25 protein-coding genes are annotated in these 13,970 nt (G+C 51.4%); 24 read left to right on the forward strand and 1 reads right to left on the reverse strand.

Annotated elements, in window-relative coordinates:
* Positions 1 to 95: 95 nt before the first annotated feature.
* The 4 genes from fusA (at position 96) to bfr (ending at position 4,389) form a co-directional block, all read left to right on the forward strand.
* Entirely contained in the window at positions 96 to 2,210 is a 2,115-nt protein-coding gene (gene fusA, locus LPQ25_RS01975; protein WP_002920103.1) for an elongation factor G, read from the forward strand.
* Between the two features lie 69 nt (positions 2,211 to 2,279).
* Positions 2,280 to 3,464, forward strand: a complete 1,185-nt coding sequence (gene tuf / locus LPQ25_RS01980) for an elongation factor Tu (protein ID WP_004174069.1) — start codon at positions 2,280 to 2,282, stop codon at positions 3,462 to 3,464.
* A 180-nt stretch (positions 3,465 to 3,644) separates the two neighbouring features.
* Complete coding sequence (gene bfd / locus LPQ25_RS01985) at positions 3,645 to 3,839, forward strand: bacterioferritin-associated ferredoxin (protein ID WP_004152415.1); 195 nt, start codon at positions 3,645 to 3,647, stop codon at positions 3,837 to 3,839.
* Positions 3,840 to 3,912: 73 nt separating this feature from the next.
* Positions 3,913 to 4,389, forward strand: a complete 477-nt coding sequence (gene bfr, locus LPQ25_RS01990; RefSeq protein ID WP_002919971.1) for a bacterioferritin — start codon at positions 3,913 to 3,915, stop codon at positions 4,387 to 4,389.
* On the opposite strand, the gene LPQ25_RS01995 is transcribed toward bfr, so the two are convergent.
* Positions 4,373 to 4,858 (reverse strand): prepilin peptidase, encoded by a 486-nt coding sequence (locus tag LPQ25_RS01995; RefSeq protein ID WP_004212528.1) that lies wholly within the window; start codon positions 4,856 to 4,858, stop codon positions 4,373 to 4,375. The genes bfr and LPQ25_RS01995 overlap by 17 nt on opposite strands.
* 383 nt (positions 4,859 to 5,241) lie before the next feature.
* Between LPQ25_RS01995 and rpsJ the strand changes: the two genes are divergently transcribed.
* The 20 genes from rpsJ (at position 5,242) to rpmD (ending at position 13,967) form a co-directional block, all read left to right on the forward strand.
* On the forward strand, positions 5,242 to 5,553 hold the full coding sequence (rpsJ, locus tag LPQ25_RS02000) for a 30S ribosomal protein S10 (RefSeq protein ID WP_001181005.1): 312 nt from the start codon (positions 5,242 to 5,244) through the stop codon (positions 5,551 to 5,553).
* A gap of 32 nt (positions 5,554 to 5,585) precedes the next feature.
* Positions 5,586 to 6,215 (forward strand): 50S ribosomal protein L3, encoded by a 630-nt coding sequence (rplC, locus tag LPQ25_RS02005; protein WP_002919796.1) that lies wholly within the window; start codon positions 5,586 to 5,588, stop codon positions 6,213 to 6,215.
* Between the two features lie 10 nt (positions 6,216 to 6,225).
* A complete protein-coding gene (gene rplD, locus LPQ25_RS02010; protein ID WP_002919794.1) occupies positions 6,226 to 6,831 on the forward strand; it encodes a 50S ribosomal protein L4 in 606 nt (201 codons plus the stop codon).
* A complete protein-coding gene (gene rplW, locus LPQ25_RS02015) occupies positions 6,828 to 7,130 on the forward strand; it encodes a 50S ribosomal protein L23 (protein WP_000617546.1) in 303 nt (100 codons plus the stop codon). The genes rplD and rplW overlap by 4 nt, the downstream gene beginning before the upstream one ends.
* Before the next feature lie 17 nt (positions 7,131 to 7,147).
* Positions 7,148 to 7,969, forward strand: a complete 822-nt coding sequence (gene rplB, locus LPQ25_RS02020) for a 50S ribosomal protein L2 (RefSeq protein WP_002919786.1) — start codon at positions 7,148 to 7,150, stop codon at positions 7,967 to 7,969.
* Between the two features lie 16 nt (positions 7,970 to 7,985).
* Positions 7,986 to 8,264, forward strand: coding sequence for a 30S ribosomal protein S19 (rpsS, locus tag LPQ25_RS02025; RefSeq protein ID WP_001138115.1), 279 nt, complete (start codon positions 7,986 to 7,988; stop codon positions 8,262 to 8,264).
* 14 nt (positions 8,265 to 8,278) lie between these two features.
* On the forward strand, positions 8,279 to 8,611 hold the full coding sequence (rplV, locus tag LPQ25_RS02030; protein WP_002919773.1) for a 50S ribosomal protein L22: 333 nt from the start codon (positions 8,279 to 8,281) through the stop codon (positions 8,609 to 8,611).
* 17 nt (positions 8,612 to 8,628) lie between these two features.
* Positions 8,629 to 9,327, forward strand: a complete 699-nt coding sequence (gene rpsC, locus LPQ25_RS02035) for a 30S ribosomal protein S3 (RefSeq protein WP_002919766.1) — start codon at positions 8,629 to 8,631, stop codon at positions 9,325 to 9,327.
* 12 nt (positions 9,328 to 9,339) lie between these two features.
* Positions 9,340 to 9,750, forward strand: a complete 411-nt coding sequence (rplP, locus tag LPQ25_RS02040; protein WP_002919759.1) for a 50S ribosomal protein L16 — start codon at positions 9,340 to 9,342, stop codon at positions 9,748 to 9,750.
* Positions 9,750 to 9,941, forward strand: coding sequence for a 50S ribosomal protein L29 (gene rpmC / locus LPQ25_RS02045; RefSeq protein WP_002919754.1), 192 nt, complete (start codon positions 9,750 to 9,752; stop codon positions 9,939 to 9,941). Before rplP ends, rpmC begins: the two co-directional genes overlap by 1 nt.
* A complete protein-coding gene (gene rpsQ, locus LPQ25_RS02050; RefSeq protein ID WP_002919751.1) occupies positions 9,941 to 10,195 on the forward strand; it encodes a 30S ribosomal protein S17 in 255 nt (84 codons plus the stop codon). Before rpmC ends, rpsQ begins: the two co-directional genes overlap by 1 nt.
* A gap of 165 nt (positions 10,196 to 10,360) precedes the next feature.
* A complete protein-coding gene (rplN, locus tag LPQ25_RS02055) occupies positions 10,361 to 10,732 on the forward strand; it encodes a 50S ribosomal protein L14 (RefSeq protein WP_002919748.1) in 372 nt (123 codons plus the stop codon).
* A 10-nt stretch (positions 10,733 to 10,742) separates the two neighbouring features.
* Entirely contained in the window at positions 10,743 to 11,057 is a 315-nt protein-coding gene (rplX, locus tag LPQ25_RS02060; protein WP_000729185.1) for a 50S ribosomal protein L24, read from the forward strand.
* A gap of 14 nt (positions 11,058 to 11,071) precedes the next feature.
* On the forward strand, positions 11,072 to 11,611 hold the full coding sequence (gene rplE, locus LPQ25_RS02065) for a 50S ribosomal protein L5 (protein ID WP_001096200.1): 540 nt from the start codon (positions 11,072 to 11,074) through the stop codon (positions 11,609 to 11,611).
* A 14-nt stretch (positions 11,612 to 11,625) separates the two neighbouring features.
* The gene (rpsN, locus tag LPQ25_RS02070) at positions 11,626 to 11,931 is read left to right on the forward strand and encodes a 30S ribosomal protein S14 (RefSeq protein WP_002919667.1); all 306 of its coding nucleotides are present in this window, start codon (positions 11,626 to 11,628) and stop codon (positions 11,929 to 11,931) included.
* A gap of 33 nt (positions 11,932 to 11,964) precedes the next feature.
* The gene (gene rpsH / locus LPQ25_RS02075; RefSeq protein ID WP_002919665.1) at positions 11,965 to 12,357 is read left to right on the forward strand and encodes a 30S ribosomal protein S8; all 393 of its coding nucleotides are present in this window, start codon (positions 11,965 to 11,967) and stop codon (positions 12,355 to 12,357) included.
* 12 nt (positions 12,358 to 12,369) lie between these two features.
* Positions 12,370 to 12,903, forward strand: coding sequence for a 50S ribosomal protein L6 (gene rplF / locus LPQ25_RS02080; RefSeq protein WP_014906851.1), 534 nt, complete (start codon positions 12,370 to 12,372; stop codon positions 12,901 to 12,903).
* 9 nt (positions 12,904 to 12,912) lie between these two features.
* Positions 12,913 to 13,266: a 50S ribosomal protein L18 gene (gene rplR / locus LPQ25_RS02085; RefSeq protein WP_000358960.1), complete on the forward strand. Its 354-nt coding sequence runs from the start codon at positions 12,913 to 12,915 to the stop codon at positions 13,264 to 13,266.
* Positions 13,267 to 13,280: 14 nt separating this feature from the next.
* Positions 13,281 to 13,784 (forward strand): 30S ribosomal protein S5, encoded by a 504-nt coding sequence (gene rpsE, locus LPQ25_RS02090; RefSeq protein WP_002919545.1) that lies wholly within the window; start codon positions 13,281 to 13,283, stop codon positions 13,782 to 13,784.
* A gap of 3 nt (positions 13,785 to 13,787) precedes the next feature.
* A complete protein-coding gene (gene rpmD / locus LPQ25_RS02095) occupies positions 13,788 to 13,967 on the forward strand; it encodes a 50S ribosomal protein L30 (RefSeq protein ID WP_001140434.1) in 180 nt (59 codons plus the stop codon).
* Positions 13,968 to 13,970: the final 3 nt, after the last annotated feature.

The raw sequence follows: 13,970 nt of genomic DNA on the forward strand, positions 1-13,970 counted from the left end.
CCCTTCGGAGTCATAGTCACCAGGCGGGCGCTTCAGATGAGTCGCCCGCTCTGGATAACTTAACTGAACGCCTAAAGAAATAAACGAGGAATCAAATGGCTCGTACAACACCCATCGCACGCTACCGTAACATCGGTATCAGTGCGCACATCGACGCCGGTAAAACCACTACTACCGAACGTATTCTGTTCTACACCGGTGTAAACCACAAAATCGGTGAAGTTCATGACGGCGCCGCTACCATGGACTGGATGGAGCAGGAGCAGGAACGTGGTATCACCATCACTTCCGCTGCGACTACTGCATTCTGGTCTGGTATGGCCAAACAGTATGAACCGCACCGCGTAAACATCATCGACACCCCGGGGCACGTTGACTTCACTATCGAAGTAGAACGTTCCATGCGTGTTCTTGATGGTGCGGTAATGGTTTACTGCGCAGTTGGTGGTGTTCAGCCGCAGTCTGAAACCGTATGGCGTCAGGCAAACAAATATAAAGTTCCGCGCATCGCGTTCGTTAACAAAATGGACCGCATGGGCGCTAACTTCCTGAAAGTTGTTGGTCAGATCAAAACCCGTCTGGGCGCGAACCCGGTTCCGCTGCAGCTGGCAATTGGTGCTGAAGAAGGTTTCACCGGCGTTGTTGACCTGGTGAAAATGAAAGCCATCAACTGGAACGATGCAGACCAGGGGGTAACCTTCGAATACGAAGATATCCCGGCTGACATGCAGGACCTGGCTGATGAATGGCACCAGAACCTGATCGAATCCGCAGCTGAAGCTTCTGAAGAGCTGATGGAAAAATACCTGGGTGGTGAAGAACTGACTGAAGAAGAGATCAAAAAAGCTCTGCGTCAGCGCGTTCTGAACAACGAAATCATCCTGGTAACCTGTGGTTCTGCGTTCAAGAACAAAGGCGTTCAGGCGATGCTGGATGCGGTAATTGATTACCTGCCATCCCCGGTTGACGTACCTGCGATCAACGGTATCCTGGACGACGGTAAAGATACCCCGGCTGAGCGTCACGCAAGCGACGACGAGCCGTTCTCTGCACTGGCGTTCAAAATCGCTACCGACCCGTTCGTGGGTAACCTGACCTTCTTCCGCGTGTACTCCGGTGTGGTTAACTCTGGTGATACCGTACTGAACTCCGTGAAAGCTGCACGTGAGCGTTTCGGTCGTATCGTTCAGATGCACGCTAACAAACGTGAAGAGATCAAAGAAGTTCGCGCGGGCGATATCGCTGCTGCTATCGGTCTGAAAGACGTAACTACTGGTGACACCCTGTGTGACCCGGATGCGCCGATCATTCTGGAGCGTATGGAATTCCCTGAGCCGGTAATCTCCATCGCCGTTGAGCCGAAAACCAAAGCTGACCAGGAAAAAATGGGTCTGGCTCTGGGTCGTCTGGCTAAAGAAGACCCGTCTTTCCGCGTATGGACTGACGAAGAGTCTAACCAGACCATTATCGCCGGTATGGGTGAGCTGCACCTCGACATCATCGTTGACCGTATGAAGCGTGAATTCAACGTTGAAGCGAACGTCGGTAAACCTCAGGTTGCTTACCGTGAAGCGATTCGCGCGAAAGTTACCGATATCGAAGGTAAACACGCCAAGCAGTCTGGTGGTCGTGGTCAGTACGGTCACGTTGTGATCGACATGTACCCGCTGGAGCCGGGCTCTAACCCGAAAGGTTACGAGTTCATCAACGACATCAAAGGTGGTGTAATTCCTGGCGAATACATCCCGGCCGTTGATAAAGGCATCCAGGAACAGCTGAAAGCTGGTCCGCTGGCAGGTTACCCGGTAGTTGATATGGGTATCCGTCTGCACTTCGGTTCTTACCACGACGTTGACTCCTCTGAGCTGGCGTTTAAACTGGCTGCGTCTATTGCCTTTAAAGAAGGCTTTAAGAAAGCAAAACCAGTTCTGCTTGAGCCGATCATGAAGGTTGAAGTAGAAACTCCGGAAGAGAACACTGGTGACGTTATCGGTGACTTGAGCCGTCGTCGCGGTATGCTGCGCGGTCAGGAATCCGAAGTAACCGGCGTTAAGATCCACGCTGAAGTACCGCTGTCCGAAATGTTCGGTTATGCAACTCAGCTGCGTTCTCTGACCAAAGGTCGTGCATCATACACCATGGAATTCCTGAAGTATGATGATGCGCCGAACAACGTTGCTCAGGCCGTTATTGAAGCCCGTGGTAAATAATCCACAGGATTAAAACCTAAGTCCCGTGCTCTCTCCGAAGGGGAGAGCACTATAGTAAGGAATATAGCCGTGTCTAAAGAAAAATTTGAACGTACAAAACCGCACGTCAACGTTGGTACTATCGGCCACGTTGACCATGGTAAAACTACCCTGACTGCTGCCATCACTACCGTTCTGGCTAAAACCTACGGTGGTTCCGCTCGCGCATTCGACCAGATCGATAACGCGCCGGAAGAAAAAGCTCGTGGTATCACCATCAACACCTCTCACGTTGAATACGACACCCCGACTCGCCACTACGCGCACGTAGACTGCCCGGGCCACGCCGACTATGTTAAAAACATGATCACCGGTGCTGCGCAGATGGACGGCGCGATCCTGGTTGTTGCTGCGACTGACGGCCCGATGCCGCAGACTCGTGAGCACATCCTGCTGGGTCGTCAGGTAGGCGTTCCGTACATCATCGTGTTCCTGAACAAATGCGACATGGTTGATGACGAAGAGCTGCTGGAACTGGTTGAGATGGAAGTTCGTGAACTGCTGTCTCAGTACGATTTCCCGGGCGACGACACCCCGATCGTTCGTGGTTCTGCTCTGAAAGCGCTGGAAGGCGACGCAGAGTGGGAAGCGAAAATCATCGAACTGGCTGGCCACCTGGATACCTATATCCCGGAACCAGAGCGTGCGATTGACAAGCCGTTCCTGCTGCCGATCGAAGACGTATTCTCCATCTCTGGTCGTGGTACCGTTGTTACCGGTCGTGTAGAGCGCGGTATCATCAAAGTAGGTGAAGAAGTTGAAATCGTTGGTATCAAAGAAACCGCGAAAACCACCTGTACTGGCGTTGAAATGTTCCGCAAACTGCTGGACGAAGGCCGTGCTGGTGAGAACGTAGGTGTTCTGCTGCGTGGTATCAAACGTGAAGAAATCGAACGTGGTCAGGTACTGGCTAAGCCGGGCACCATCAACCCGCACACCAAGTTCGAATCTGAAGTGTACATCCTGTCCAAAGATGAAGGCGGCCGTCACACTCCGTTCTTCAAAGGCTACCGTCCGCAGTTCTACTTCCGTACTACTGACGTGACTGGCACCATCGAACTGCCGGAAGGCGTAGAGATGGTAATGCCGGGCGACAACATCAAAATGGTTGTTACCCTGATCCACCCGATCGCGATGGACGACGGTCTGCGTTTCGCAATCCGTGAAGGCGGCCGTACCGTTGGCGCGGGCGTTGTAGCTAAAGTTCTGGGCTAATTCGTTAGCTTTGAATTAAAAAGGGCGCTTCGGCGCCCTTTTTGCTGTCTGTCATTCAGCGAAAAACGGATTTTTGCTGGCTATTCATATCGTGCGTTGCGGCGGATAATGAGCAAATGGTCTATTGTAATCATAACCATTCTCATTTAATATTTGTGCATAAATTGAACGGGAGTTTCTATGTACGTTTGTTTGTGCAATGGCGTCAGCGATAAAAAAATTCGTCAGGTTGTGCGCCAGTTTCAACCGCAATCTTTTCAGCAATTACGTAAGTTTGTTCCCGTGGGAAATCAATGCGGTAAGTGTGTTCGTGCCGCGCGTGAAGTGATGGAAGATGAATTAACCACCATGCCGGAATTCAAAGAAATCGCCTGAAGTCCACGCTTCTCTTTTGACATCCCTATAGGCCGGACTACGCTTCAATGAGTGGAAGCGGAGGGACTATATAATGAAAGGTGATGTCAAAATCATAAGTTATCTCAATAAATTATTGGGAAATGAGCTAGTCGCAATTAATCAGTACTTTCTTCATGCGAGAATGTTTAAAAATTGGGGCCTGATGCGCCTCAACGATATTGAGTACCACGAATCCATCGACGAAATGAAGCACGCCGATAAGTATATCGAGCGTATTCTTTTTCTCGAAGGTATCCCTAATCTGCAGGATCTCGGCAAACTTGGCATCGGTGAAGATGTGGAAGAAATGCTGCGGTCCGATTTGAGGCTGGAGCTGGAAGGGGCGCAAAATTTGCGTGAGGCTATTGCCTATGCCGACAGCGTCCATGACTACGTCAGCCGCGATATGATGATTGAGATCCTGGCGGATGAAGAAGGCCATATCGACTGGCTGGAAACCGAACTCGATTTGATTGGCAAAATCGGTCTGCAAAATTACCTGCAGTCGCAGATCAAAGTGTCAGACTAGCCAGCGTCTGCCACCCGCACCAAAAACCCGCGGCCGCCAGGAATGGCCCAAACGGCAGCGGGTTGCTTCTTCCCCATTTGCTCTTCCTGCCGCAACTGGCGTATAAACCTGCTCCTGCCCACGCTATGCCGGCGAGTAGCGAGGCAACCAGGACCAACTGCGGCAGCAATCGCCAGCCATGCCAGGCGCCGAGGGCGGCAAGATATTTTATATCTCCATAACCCAACCCTTCATAGCCGCGGATACCGCGGTATAGCCAGTAAATCGCAGCCAAAGAGAGATAGCCCGCTATCGCCCCCCAGACGGCATCATGCAGCTGGTGCGGCGCCAGACAGAGATAAAAAAGTAAACCACTCCACAGCAGGGGACAGGTGTAACGGTCGGGCAACAGACCGTGGCGCAGATCCTGGTGGCATAATGCCACGGTCAAACCGCTATAGCACAGCAAGAAGGGGAGGGCGGCGAGCATAGTTGACCCCGCAATGATCGATGAACATTGCGTCACTATGCTCATCCTCTCCCGTTCAGCACAAAAGGCATTTTCCGGGAATGGATCCCACAATCCGCGCTCTTACTCCGCATTGCAGCCCCGTACAGCGCGCTAACGCGAAGGCGCGCAAATCCTGGTGATGATTTTCTAAACAGCACTTGCGTCGCGCCAGAATTTGCGTATAATGCGCGGGCCTGTCAAAGTTGACGGCCGGTTCAATATGAACCCTGGTAATCGCATTTGGGTTATCAAACAATGTCCCCAATCGGGGGACTATGTAAGAACGGTTACACTCTCCCATCAATCGTAATGGGTATGAGGAGTAATCATTTCGTCTATAAAATAATTGGAGCTCTGGTCTCATGCAGAACCAAAGAATCCGTATCCGCCTGAAAGCGTTTGATCATCGTCTGATCGATCAATCAACCGCGGAAATCGTCGAGACTGCTAAGCGCACTGGTGCGCAAGTCCGTGGTCCGATCCCGCTGCCGACCCGCAAAGAGCGCTTTACCGTTCTGATCTCCCCGCACGTCAACAAAGACGCGCGTGACCAGTACGAAATTCGCACTCACAAGCGTCTGGTTGACATCGTTGAGCCAACTGAAAAAACCGTTGATGCTCTGATGCGTCTGGATCTGGCTGCCGGTGTAGACGTGCAGATCAGCCTGGGTTAATCAGGTCATCGAGCGATTGAGAGGTTGAAACAATGATTGGTTTAGTCGGTAAAAAAGTGGGCATGACCCGCATCTTCACTGAAGATGGCGTTTCTATCCCAGTAACCGTAATCGAAGTTGAAGCAAACCGTGTTACTCAGGTTAAAGACCTGGCTAACGATGGCTACCGCGCAATCCAGGTTACCACCGGTGCTAAAAAAGCTAACCGTGTAACCAAGCCGGAAGCGGGTCACTTCGCTAAAGCTGGCGTTGAAGCTGGCCGTGGTCTGTGGGAATTCCGTCTGGCTGACGGCGAAGAATTCACCGTAGGTCAGAACATTAGCGTTGAACTGTTTGCTGACGTTAAAAAAGTTGACGTAACCGGTACCTCTAAAGGTAAAGGTTTTGCTGGTACCGTTAAGCGCTGGAACTTCCGTACCCAGGACGCTACTCACGGTAACTCCTTGTCCCACCGCGTTCCGGGTTCTATCGGTCAGAACCAGACTCCGGGCAAAGTGTTCAAAGGCAAGAAAATGGCAGGTCAGCTGGGTAATGAGCGTGTAACCGTTCAGAGCCTGGACGTAGTACGTGTTGACGCTGAGCGCAACCTGCTGCTGGTTAAAGGTGCTGTCCCGGGTGCGACCGGTAGCGACCTGATCGTTAAACCAGCTGTGAAGGCGTGAGGAGATAGCAATGGAATTAGTATTGAAAGACGCGCAGAGCGCGCTGACTGTTTCCGAAACTACCTTCGGTCGTGATTTCAACGAAGCGCTGGTTCACCAGGTTGTTGTTGCTTATGCAGCCGGTGCGCGTCAGGGCACTCGTGCTCAGAAGACTCGTGCTGAAATCACTGGCTCCGGTAAAAAACCGTGGCGCCAGAAAGGTACCGGCCGTGCGCGTTCTGGTTCTATCAAGAGCCCGATCTGGCGTTCCGGTGGCGTGACCTTCGCTGCTCGTCCGCAGGACCACAGTCAAAAAGTTAACAAGAAGATGTACCGCGGCGCGCTGAAAAGCATTCTGTCCGAACTGGTACGTCAGGATCGTCTGATCGTTGTCGAGAAGTTCTCTGTTGAAGCGCCGAAAACTAAGCTGCTGGCACAGAAACTGAAAGACATGGCTCTGGAAGATGTGCTGATCATCACCGGTGAGCTGGACGAGAACCTGTTCCTGGCCGCACGTAACCTGCATAAGGTTGACGTACGTGATGCGAACGGTATCGACCCGGTTAGCCTGATCGCCTTCGACAAAGTCGTAATGACTGCTGATGCTGTTAAGCAAGTTGAGGAGATGCTGGCATGATTCGTGAAGAACGTCTGCTGAAGGTGCTGCGCGCACCGCACGTTTCTGAAAAAGCGTCTACTGCGATGGAAAAAACAAACACCATCGTTCTCAAAGTTGCTAAAGACGCGACCAAAGCAGAAATCAAAGCTGCTGTGCAGAAACTGTTTGAAGTCGAAGTCGAAGTCGTTAACACCCTGGTTGTTAAAGGGAAAGTTAAACGTCACGGACAGCGTATCGGTCGTCGTAGCGACTGGAAAAAAGCTTACGTCACCCTGAAAGAAGGCCAGAATCTGGACTTCGTTGGCGGCGCTGAGTAAGTCGGAGGAGTAATACAATGGCAGTTGTTAAATGTAAACCGACATCTCCGGGTCGTCGCCACGTCGTTAAAGTGGTTAACCCAGAGCTGCACAAGGGCAAACCTTTTGCTCCGTTGCTGGAAAAAAACAGCAAATCCGGTGGTCGTAACAACAATGGCCGTATCACCACCCGTCATATCGGTGGTGGCCACAAGCAGGCTTACCGTATTGTTGACTTCAAACGCAACAAAGATGGTATCCCGGCAGTTGTTGAACGTCTTGAGTACGATCCGAACCGCTCCGCGAACATCGCGCTGGTTCTGTACAAAGACGGCGAGCGCCGTTACATCCTGGCCCCGAAAGGCCTGAAAGCTGGCGACCAGATTCAGTCTGGCGTTGATGCTGCAATCAAAGCAGGCAACACCCTGCCGATGCGCAATATCCCGGTTGGTTCTACCGTTCATAACGTAGAAATGAAACCAGGTAAAGGCGGTCAGCTGGCTCGTTCCGCTGGTACTTACGTTCAGATCGTTGCTCGTGACGGTGCTTATGTCACCCTGCGTCTGCGTTCTGGTGAAATGCGTAAAGTCGAAGCAGACTGCCGCGCGACTCTGGGCGAAGTTGGCAATGCTGAGCATATGCTGCGCGTTCTGGGTAAAGCAGGTGCTGCACGCTGGCGTGGTGTTCGTCCTACCGTTCGCGGTACTGCGATGAACCCAGTAGACCACCCACATGGTGGTGGTGAAGGTCGTAACTTTGGTAAGCACCCGGTATCCCCGTGGGGCCTGCAGACCAAAGGTAAGAAGACCCGCAGCAACAAGCGTACTGATAAATTCATCGTACGTCGCCGTAGCAAATAATTTTAGAGGATAAGCCATGCCACGTTCTCTCAAGAAAGGTCCTTTTATTGACCTGCACTTGCTGAAGAAGGTAGAGAAAGCGGTGGAAAGCGGAGACAAGAAGCCCCTGCGCACTTGGTCCCGTCGTTCAACGATCTTTCCTAACATGATCGGTTTGACCATCGCTGTCCATAATGGTCGTCAGCACGTTCCAGTATTTGTTTCCGACGAAATGGTCGGTCACAAACTGGGTGAATTCGCACCGACTCGTACTTATCGCGGCCACGCTGCTGATAAAAAAGCGAAGAAGAAATAAGGTAGGAGGAAGAGATGGAAACTTTAGCTCAACATCGCCATGCTCGTTCTTCTGCTCAGAAGGTTCGCCTTGTAGCTGACCTGATTCGCGGTAAGAAAGTGTCGCAGGCCCTGGATATTCTGACCTACACCAACAAAAAAGCTGCTGTACTGGTCAAGAAGGTACTGGAATCTGCCATTGCTAACGCTGAACACAACGATGGCGCTGACATTGATGATCTGAAAGTTGCGAAAATTTTCGTAGACGAAGGCCCGAGCATGAAGCGCATTATGCCGCGTGCTAAAGGTCGTGCAGATCGCATCCTGAAGCGCACCAGCCACATCACTGTGGTTGTGTCCGATCGCTGAGACTCTGGAGACTAGCAATGGGTCAGAAAGTACATCCTAATGGTATTCGCCTGGGTATTGTCAAACCATGGAACTCTACCTGGTTCGCGAACACCAAAGAATTCGCTGACAACCTGGACAGCGATTTTAAAGTACGTCAGTTCCTGACTAAAGAACTGGCTAAAGCGTCTGTATCTCGCATCGTTATCGAGCGTCCGGCTAAGAGCATCCGTGTGACCATTCACACCGCTCGCCCGGGTATCGTTATCGGTAAGAAAGGCGAAGACGTAGAAAAACTGCGCAAGGTCGTAGCGGATATCGCTGGCGTACCTGCACAGATCAATATCGCCGAAGTTCGTAAACCTGAACTGGACGCAAAACTGGTTGCTGACAGCATCACTTCTCAGCTGGAACGTCGCGTTATGTTCCGTCGTGCGATGAAGCGTGCTGTACAGAACGCAATGCGTCTGGGCGCTAAAGGTATCAAAGTTGAAGTTAGCGGCCGTCTGGGCGGCGCGGAAATCGCACGTACCGAATGGTACCGTGAAGGTCGCGTACCGCTGCACACTCTGCGTGCTGACATCGACTACAACACCTCTGAAGCGCACACCACTTACGGTGTAATCGGCGTTAAGGTATGGATCTTCAAAGGTGAGATCCTGGGTGGTATGGCTGCTGTTGAACAACCGGAACCGGCTGCTCAACCTAAAAAGCAGCAGCGTAAAGGCCGTAAATAAGGAGCGTCGCTGATGTTACAACCAAAGCGTACAAAATTCCGTAAAGTGCACAAAGGCCGCAACCGTGGTCTGGCGCAGGGTACGGATGTTAGCTTCGGCACTTTCGGTCTGAAAGCTGTTGGCCGTGGTCGTCTGACTGCACGTCAGATCGAAGCAGCACGTCGTGCTATGACCCGTGCAGTTAAGCGTCAAGGTAAGATCTGGATCCGTGTATTCCCGGACAAACCGATCACCGAGAAGCCGCTGGAAGTTCGTATGGGTAAAGGTAAAGGTAACGTGGAGTACTGGGTTGCCTTGATTCAGCCGGGTAAAGTCCTGTATGAAATGGACGGTGTACCGGAAGAGCTGGCCCGTGAAGCATTCGGCCTGGCAGCAGCGAAACTGCCGATCAAAACCACCTTTGTAACTAAGACGGTGATGTAATGAAAGCAAAAGAGCTGCGTGAAAAAAGCGTTGAAGAGCTGAACGCTGAGCTGCTGAACCTGCTGCGTGAGCAGTTCAACCTGCGCATGCAGGCTGCAAGTGGCCAGCTGCAACAGACTCATCTGCTGAAGCAAGTGCGTCGTGATGTTGCACGCGTTAAGACTTTACTGACTCAGAAGGCGGGTGCGTAATGACCGATAAAATCCGTACTCTGCAAGGTCGCGTAGTTAGCGACAAAATGGAGAAATCCATTGTTGTTGCTATCGAACGTATGGTGAAACACCCGGTTTACGGTAAATTCATCAAACGCACGACCAAACTGCACGTACATGACGAGAACAACGAATGCGGTATCGGCGACAAGGTTGAAATCCGCGAATGCCGTCCGCTGTCCAAGACTAAGTCCTGGACGCTGGTTCGCGTTGTAGAGAAAGCGGTTCTGTAATAGAGTACGCATTCTCGATACGGATAAACGGCTCAGCGATGAGCCGTTTATTTTTTCTACCCATATCTGGTTTGTGGTGTTATAATGCCGCGCCCTCGATATGGGGCTTTTTAACGACCCTAATTTTCGGGTCTCAGTAGTAGTTGACATTAGCGGAGCACTAAAATGATCCAAGAACAGACTATGCTGAACGTCGCCGACAACTCCGGTGCACGTCGCGTAATGTGTATCAAGGTTCTGGGTGGCTCGCACCGTCGCTACGCAGGCGTAGGCGACATCATCAAGATCACCATCAAAGAAGCAATTCCGCGTGGTAAGGTCAAAAAAGGTGATGTGCTGAAGGCGGTAGTGGTGCGCACCAAGAAGGGTGTTCGTCGCCCGGACGGTTCTGTCATTCGCTTCGATGGTAATGCATGCGTTATTCTGAACAATAACAGCGAGCAGCCTATCGGTACGCGTATTTTTGGGCCGGTAACTCGTGAACTTCGTACCGAGAAGTTCATGAAAATTATCTCTCTGGCACCAGAAGTACTCTAAGGAGCGAATCATGGCAGCGAAAATCCGTCGTGATGACGAAGTTATCGTGTTAACCGGTAAAGATAAAGGTAAGCGCGGTAAAGTTAAGAATGTCCTGTCTTCCGGCAAGGTCATTGTTGAAGGTATCAACCTGGTTAAGAAACACCAGAAGCCGGTTCCGGCTCTGAACCAACCAGGCGGCATCGTTGAAAAAGAAGCTGCAATTCAGGTTTCTAACGTTGCAATCTTCAATGCGGCAACCGGCAAGGCTGACCGTGTAGGCTTTAGATTCGAAGACGGTAAAAAAGTCCGTTTCTTCAAGTCTAACAGCGAAACTATCAAGTAATTTGGAGTAGTACGATGGCGAAACTGCATGATTACTACAAAGACGAAGTAGTTAAGAAACTCATGACTGAGTTTAACTACAATTCTGTCATGCAAGTCCCTCGGGTCGAGAAGATCACCCTGAACATGGGTGTTGGTGAAGCGATCGCTGACAAGAAACTGCTGGATAACGCAGCAGCTGACCTGGCAGCAATCTCCGGTCAAAAACCGCTGATCACCAAAGCACGCAAATCAGTTGCAGGCTTCAAAATCCGTCAGGGCTATCCGATCGGCTGTAAAGTAACTCTGCGTGGCGAACGCATGTGGGAGTTCTTTGAGCGCCTGATCACTATTGCTGTACCGCGTATTCGTGACTTCCGCGGCCTGTCCGCTAAGTCTTTCGACGGTCGTGGCAACTACAGCATGGGTGTCCGTGAGCAGATCATCTTCCCAGAAATCGACTACGATAAAGTCGACCGCGTTCGTGGTTTGGATATTACCATTACCACTACTGCGAAATCTGACGAAGAAGGCCGTGCTCTGCTGGCTGCCTTTGACTTCCCGTTCCGCAAGTAAGGTAGGGTTACTTAATGGCTAAGCAATCAATGAAAGCACGCGAAGTAAAGCGCGTGGCTTTAGCTGATAAATTCTTCGCTAAACGCGCTGAACTGAAAGCTATCATCTCTGATGTGAACGCAACCGACGAAGATCGTTGGAATGCCGTTCTCAAGCTGCAGACTCTGCCGCGTGATTCCAGCCCGTCTCGTCAGCGTAACCGCTGCCGTCAAACAGGTCGTCCGCATGGTTTCCTGCGGAAGTTCGGGTTGAGCCGTATTAAGGTCCGTGAAGCCGCTATGCGCGGTGAAATCCCGGGTCTGAAAAAGGCTAGCTGGTAATTGTCACCAATTGAATCACGGGAGTAAAGACAGATGAGCATGCAAGATCCGATCGCGGATATGCTGACCCGTATCCGTAACGGTCAGGCCGCGAACAAAGCTGCGGTCACCATGCCTTCCTCCAAGCTGAAAGTGGCAATCGCCAACGTGCTGAAGGAAGAAGGTTTTATCGAAGATTTTAAAGTTGAAGGCGACACCAAGCCTGAACTGGAACTTACTCTCAAGTATTTCCAGGGCAAAGCTGTTGTAGAAAGCATTCAGCGTGTCAGCCGCCCAGGTCTGCGCATCTATAAGAAAAAAGATGAGCTGCCGAAAGTTATGGCCGGTCTGGGTATCGCAGTTGTTTCTACCTCTAAAGGTGTTATGACTGATCGTGCAGCGCGCCAGGCTGGTCTTGGTGGCGAAATTATCTGCTACGTAGCCTAATCGGAGGAAAAAATGTCTCGTGTTGCTAAAGCACCGGTCGTTGTTCCTGCCGGCGTTGATGTAAAAATCAACGGTCAGGTTATTACGATCAAAGGTAAAAACGGCGAGCTGACTCGTACTCTCAACGATGCTGTTGAAGTTAAACATGCAGATAATGCACTGACCTTCAGTCCGCGTGATGGTTACGCAGACGGTTGGGCTCAGGCTGGTACCGCGCGTGCCCTGCTGAACTCAATGGTTATCGGTGTTACCGAAGGCTTCACTAAGAAGCTGCAGCTGGTTGGTGTAGGTTATCGTGCAGCGGTCAAAGGGAATGTAGTAAACCTGGCTTTAGGTTTCTCTCACCCGGTTGATCATCAGCTGCCTGCGGGTATCACTGCAGAATGTCCGACTCAGACTGAAATCGTGCTGAAAGGCGCTGATAAGCAGGTGATCGGCCAGGTTGCAGCAGATCTGCGCGCCTACCGTCGTCCTGAGCCTTACAAAGGCAAGGGTGTTCGTTACGCCGACGAAGTCGTGCGTACCAAAGAGGCTAAGAAGAAGTAAGGTAACACTATGGATAAGAAATCTGCTCGTATCCGTCGTGCGACCCGCGCACGCCGCAAGCTCCAGGAGCTGGGCGCAACTCGCCTGGTGGTACATCGTACCCCGCGTCACATTTACGCACAGGTAATTGCACCGAATGGTTCTGAAGTTCTGGTAGCTGCTTCTACTGTAGAAAAAGCTATCGCTGAACAACTGAAGTACACCGGTAACAAAGACGCTGCAGCAGCTGTGGGTAAAGCTGTCGCTGAACGCGCTCTGGAAAAAGGCATCAAAGATGTTTCCTTTGACCGTTCCGGGTTCCAATATCATGGTCGTGTCCAGGCACTGGCAGATGCTGCCCGTGAAGCTGGCCTTCAGTTCTAAGGTAGAGGTGTAAGATGGCTCACATCGAAAAACAAGCTGGCGAACTGCAGGAAAAGCTGATCGCGGTAAACCGCGTATCTAAAACCGTTAAAGGTGGTCGTATTTTCTCCTTCACAGCTCTGACTGTAGTAGGCGATGGTAACGGTCGCGTTGGTTTTGGTTACGGTAAAGCGCGTGAAGTTCCAGCAGCGATCCAGAAAGCGATGGAAAAAGCCCGTCGCAATATGATTAACGTCGCGCTGAACCACGGCACCCTGCAGCACCCGGTTAAGGGTACTCACACGGGTTCTCGTGTATTCATGCAGCCGGCTTCCGAAGGTACCGGTATCATCGCCGGTGGTGCAATGCGCGCCGTTCTGGAAGTCGCTGGGGTTCGTAACGTTCTGGCTAAAGCGTATGGTTCCACTAACCCGATTAACGTGGTTCGTGCAACTATCGACGGTCTGGAAAACATGAAGTCCCCGGATATGGTCGCTGCCAAGCGTGGTAAATCCGTTGAAGAAATTCTGGGGAAATAAACCATGGCAAAGACTATTAAAATTACTCAAACCCGCAGTGCAATCGGTCGTCTGCCGAAACACAAGGCAACGCTGCTTGGCCTGGGTCTGCGTCGTATTGGTCACACCGTAGAGCGCGAGGATACTCCTGCTGTTCGTGGTATGGTCAACGCGGTTTCCTTCATGGTTAAAGTTGAGGAGTAAGAG

It is taken from the genome of Klebsiella sp. KPN54798 (assembly GCF_021184225.1).
GTDB classification, from domain to species: Bacteria; Pseudomonadota; Gammaproteobacteria; order Enterobacterales; family Enterobacteriaceae; genus Klebsiella; species Klebsiella pneumoniae.

Bases quoted from the DNA above. Each gene is read 5' to 3' on its own strand.
- rplE (WP_001096200.1), top strand. From the start codon at position 11,072: ATGGCGAAACTGCATGATTACTACAAAGACGAAGTAGTTAAGAAACTC.
- rpsS (WP_001138115.1), top strand. From the start codon at position 7,986: ATGCCACGTTCTCTCAAGAAAGGTCCTTTTATTGACCTGCACTTGCTG.
- rpmC (WP_002919754.1), top strand. From the start codon at position 9,750: ATGAAAGCAAAAGAGCTGCGTGAAAAAAGCGTTGAAGAGCTGAACGCT.
- rplD (WP_002919794.1), top strand. From the start codon at position 6,226: ATGGAATTAGTATTGAAAGACGCGCAGAGCGCGCTGACTGTTTCCGAA.
- rpsH (WP_002919665.1), top strand. From the start codon at position 11,965: ATGAGCATGCAAGATCCGATCGCGGATATGCTGACCCGTATCCGTAAC.
- rpsJ (WP_001181005.1), top strand. From the start codon at position 5,242: ATGCAGAACCAAAGAATCCGTATCCGCCTGAAAGCGTTTGATCATCGT.
- rplF (WP_014906851.1), top strand. From the start codon at position 12,370: ATGTCTCGTGTTGCTAAAGCACCGGTCGTTGTTCCTGCCGGCGTTGAT.
- rplR (WP_000358960.1), top strand. From the start codon at position 12,913: ATGGATAAGAAATCTGCTCGTATCCGTCGTGCGACCCGCGCACGCCGC.
- rplX (WP_000729185.1), top strand. From the start codon at position 10,743: ATGGCAGCGAAAATCCGTCGTGATGACGAAGTTATCGTGTTAACCGGT.
- rplP (WP_002919759.1), top strand. From the start codon at position 9,340: ATGTTACAACCAAAGCGTACAAAATTCCGTAAAGTGCACAAAGGCCGC.
- bfr (WP_002919971.1), top strand. From the start codon at position 3,913: ATGAAAGGTGATGTCAAAATCATAAGTTATCTCAATAAATTATTGGGA.
- LPQ25_RS01995 (WP_004212528.1), bottom strand. From the start codon at position 4,858: ATGCTCGCCGCCCTCCCCTTCTTGCTGTGCTATAGCGGTTTGACCGTG.
- fusA (WP_002920103.1), top strand. From the start codon at position 96: ATGGCTCGTACAACACCCATCGCACGCTACCGTAACATCGGTATCAGT.
- rpsC (WP_002919766.1), top strand. From the start codon at position 8,629: ATGGGTCAGAAAGTACATCCTAATGGTATTCGCCTGGGTATTGTCAAA.
- rpsE (WP_002919545.1), top strand. From the start codon at position 13,281: ATGGCTCACATCGAAAAACAAGCTGGCGAACTGCAGGAAAAGCTGATC.
- rplV (WP_002919773.1), top strand. From the start codon at position 8,279: ATGGAAACTTTAGCTCAACATCGCCATGCTCGTTCTTCTGCTCAGAAG.
- rpsQ (WP_002919751.1), top strand. From the start codon at position 9,941: ATGACCGATAAAATCCGTACTCTGCAAGGTCGCGTAGTTAGCGACAAA.
- rplB (WP_002919786.1), top strand. From the start codon at position 7,148: ATGGCAGTTGTTAAATGTAAACCGACATCTCCGGGTCGTCGCCACGTC.
- rpmD (WP_001140434.1), top strand. From the start codon at position 13,788: ATGGCAAAGACTATTAAAATTACTCAAACCCGCAGTGCAATCGGTCGT.
- rplN (WP_002919748.1), top strand. From the start codon at position 10,361: ATGATCCAAGAACAGACTATGCTGAACGTCGCCGACAACTCCGGTGCA.
- rplW (WP_000617546.1), top strand. From the start codon at position 6,828: ATGATTCGTGAAGAACGTCTGCTGAAGGTGCTGCGCGCACCGCACGTT.
- bfd (WP_004152415.1), top strand. From the start codon at position 3,645: ATGTACGTTTGTTTGTGCAATGGCGTCAGCGATAAAAAAATTCGTCAG.
- rplC (WP_002919796.1), top strand. From the start codon at position 5,586: ATGATTGGTTTAGTCGGTAAAAAAGTGGGCATGACCCGCATCTTCACT.
- rpsN (WP_002919667.1), top strand. From the start codon at position 11,626: ATGGCTAAGCAATCAATGAAAGCACGCGAAGTAAAGCGCGTGGCTTTA.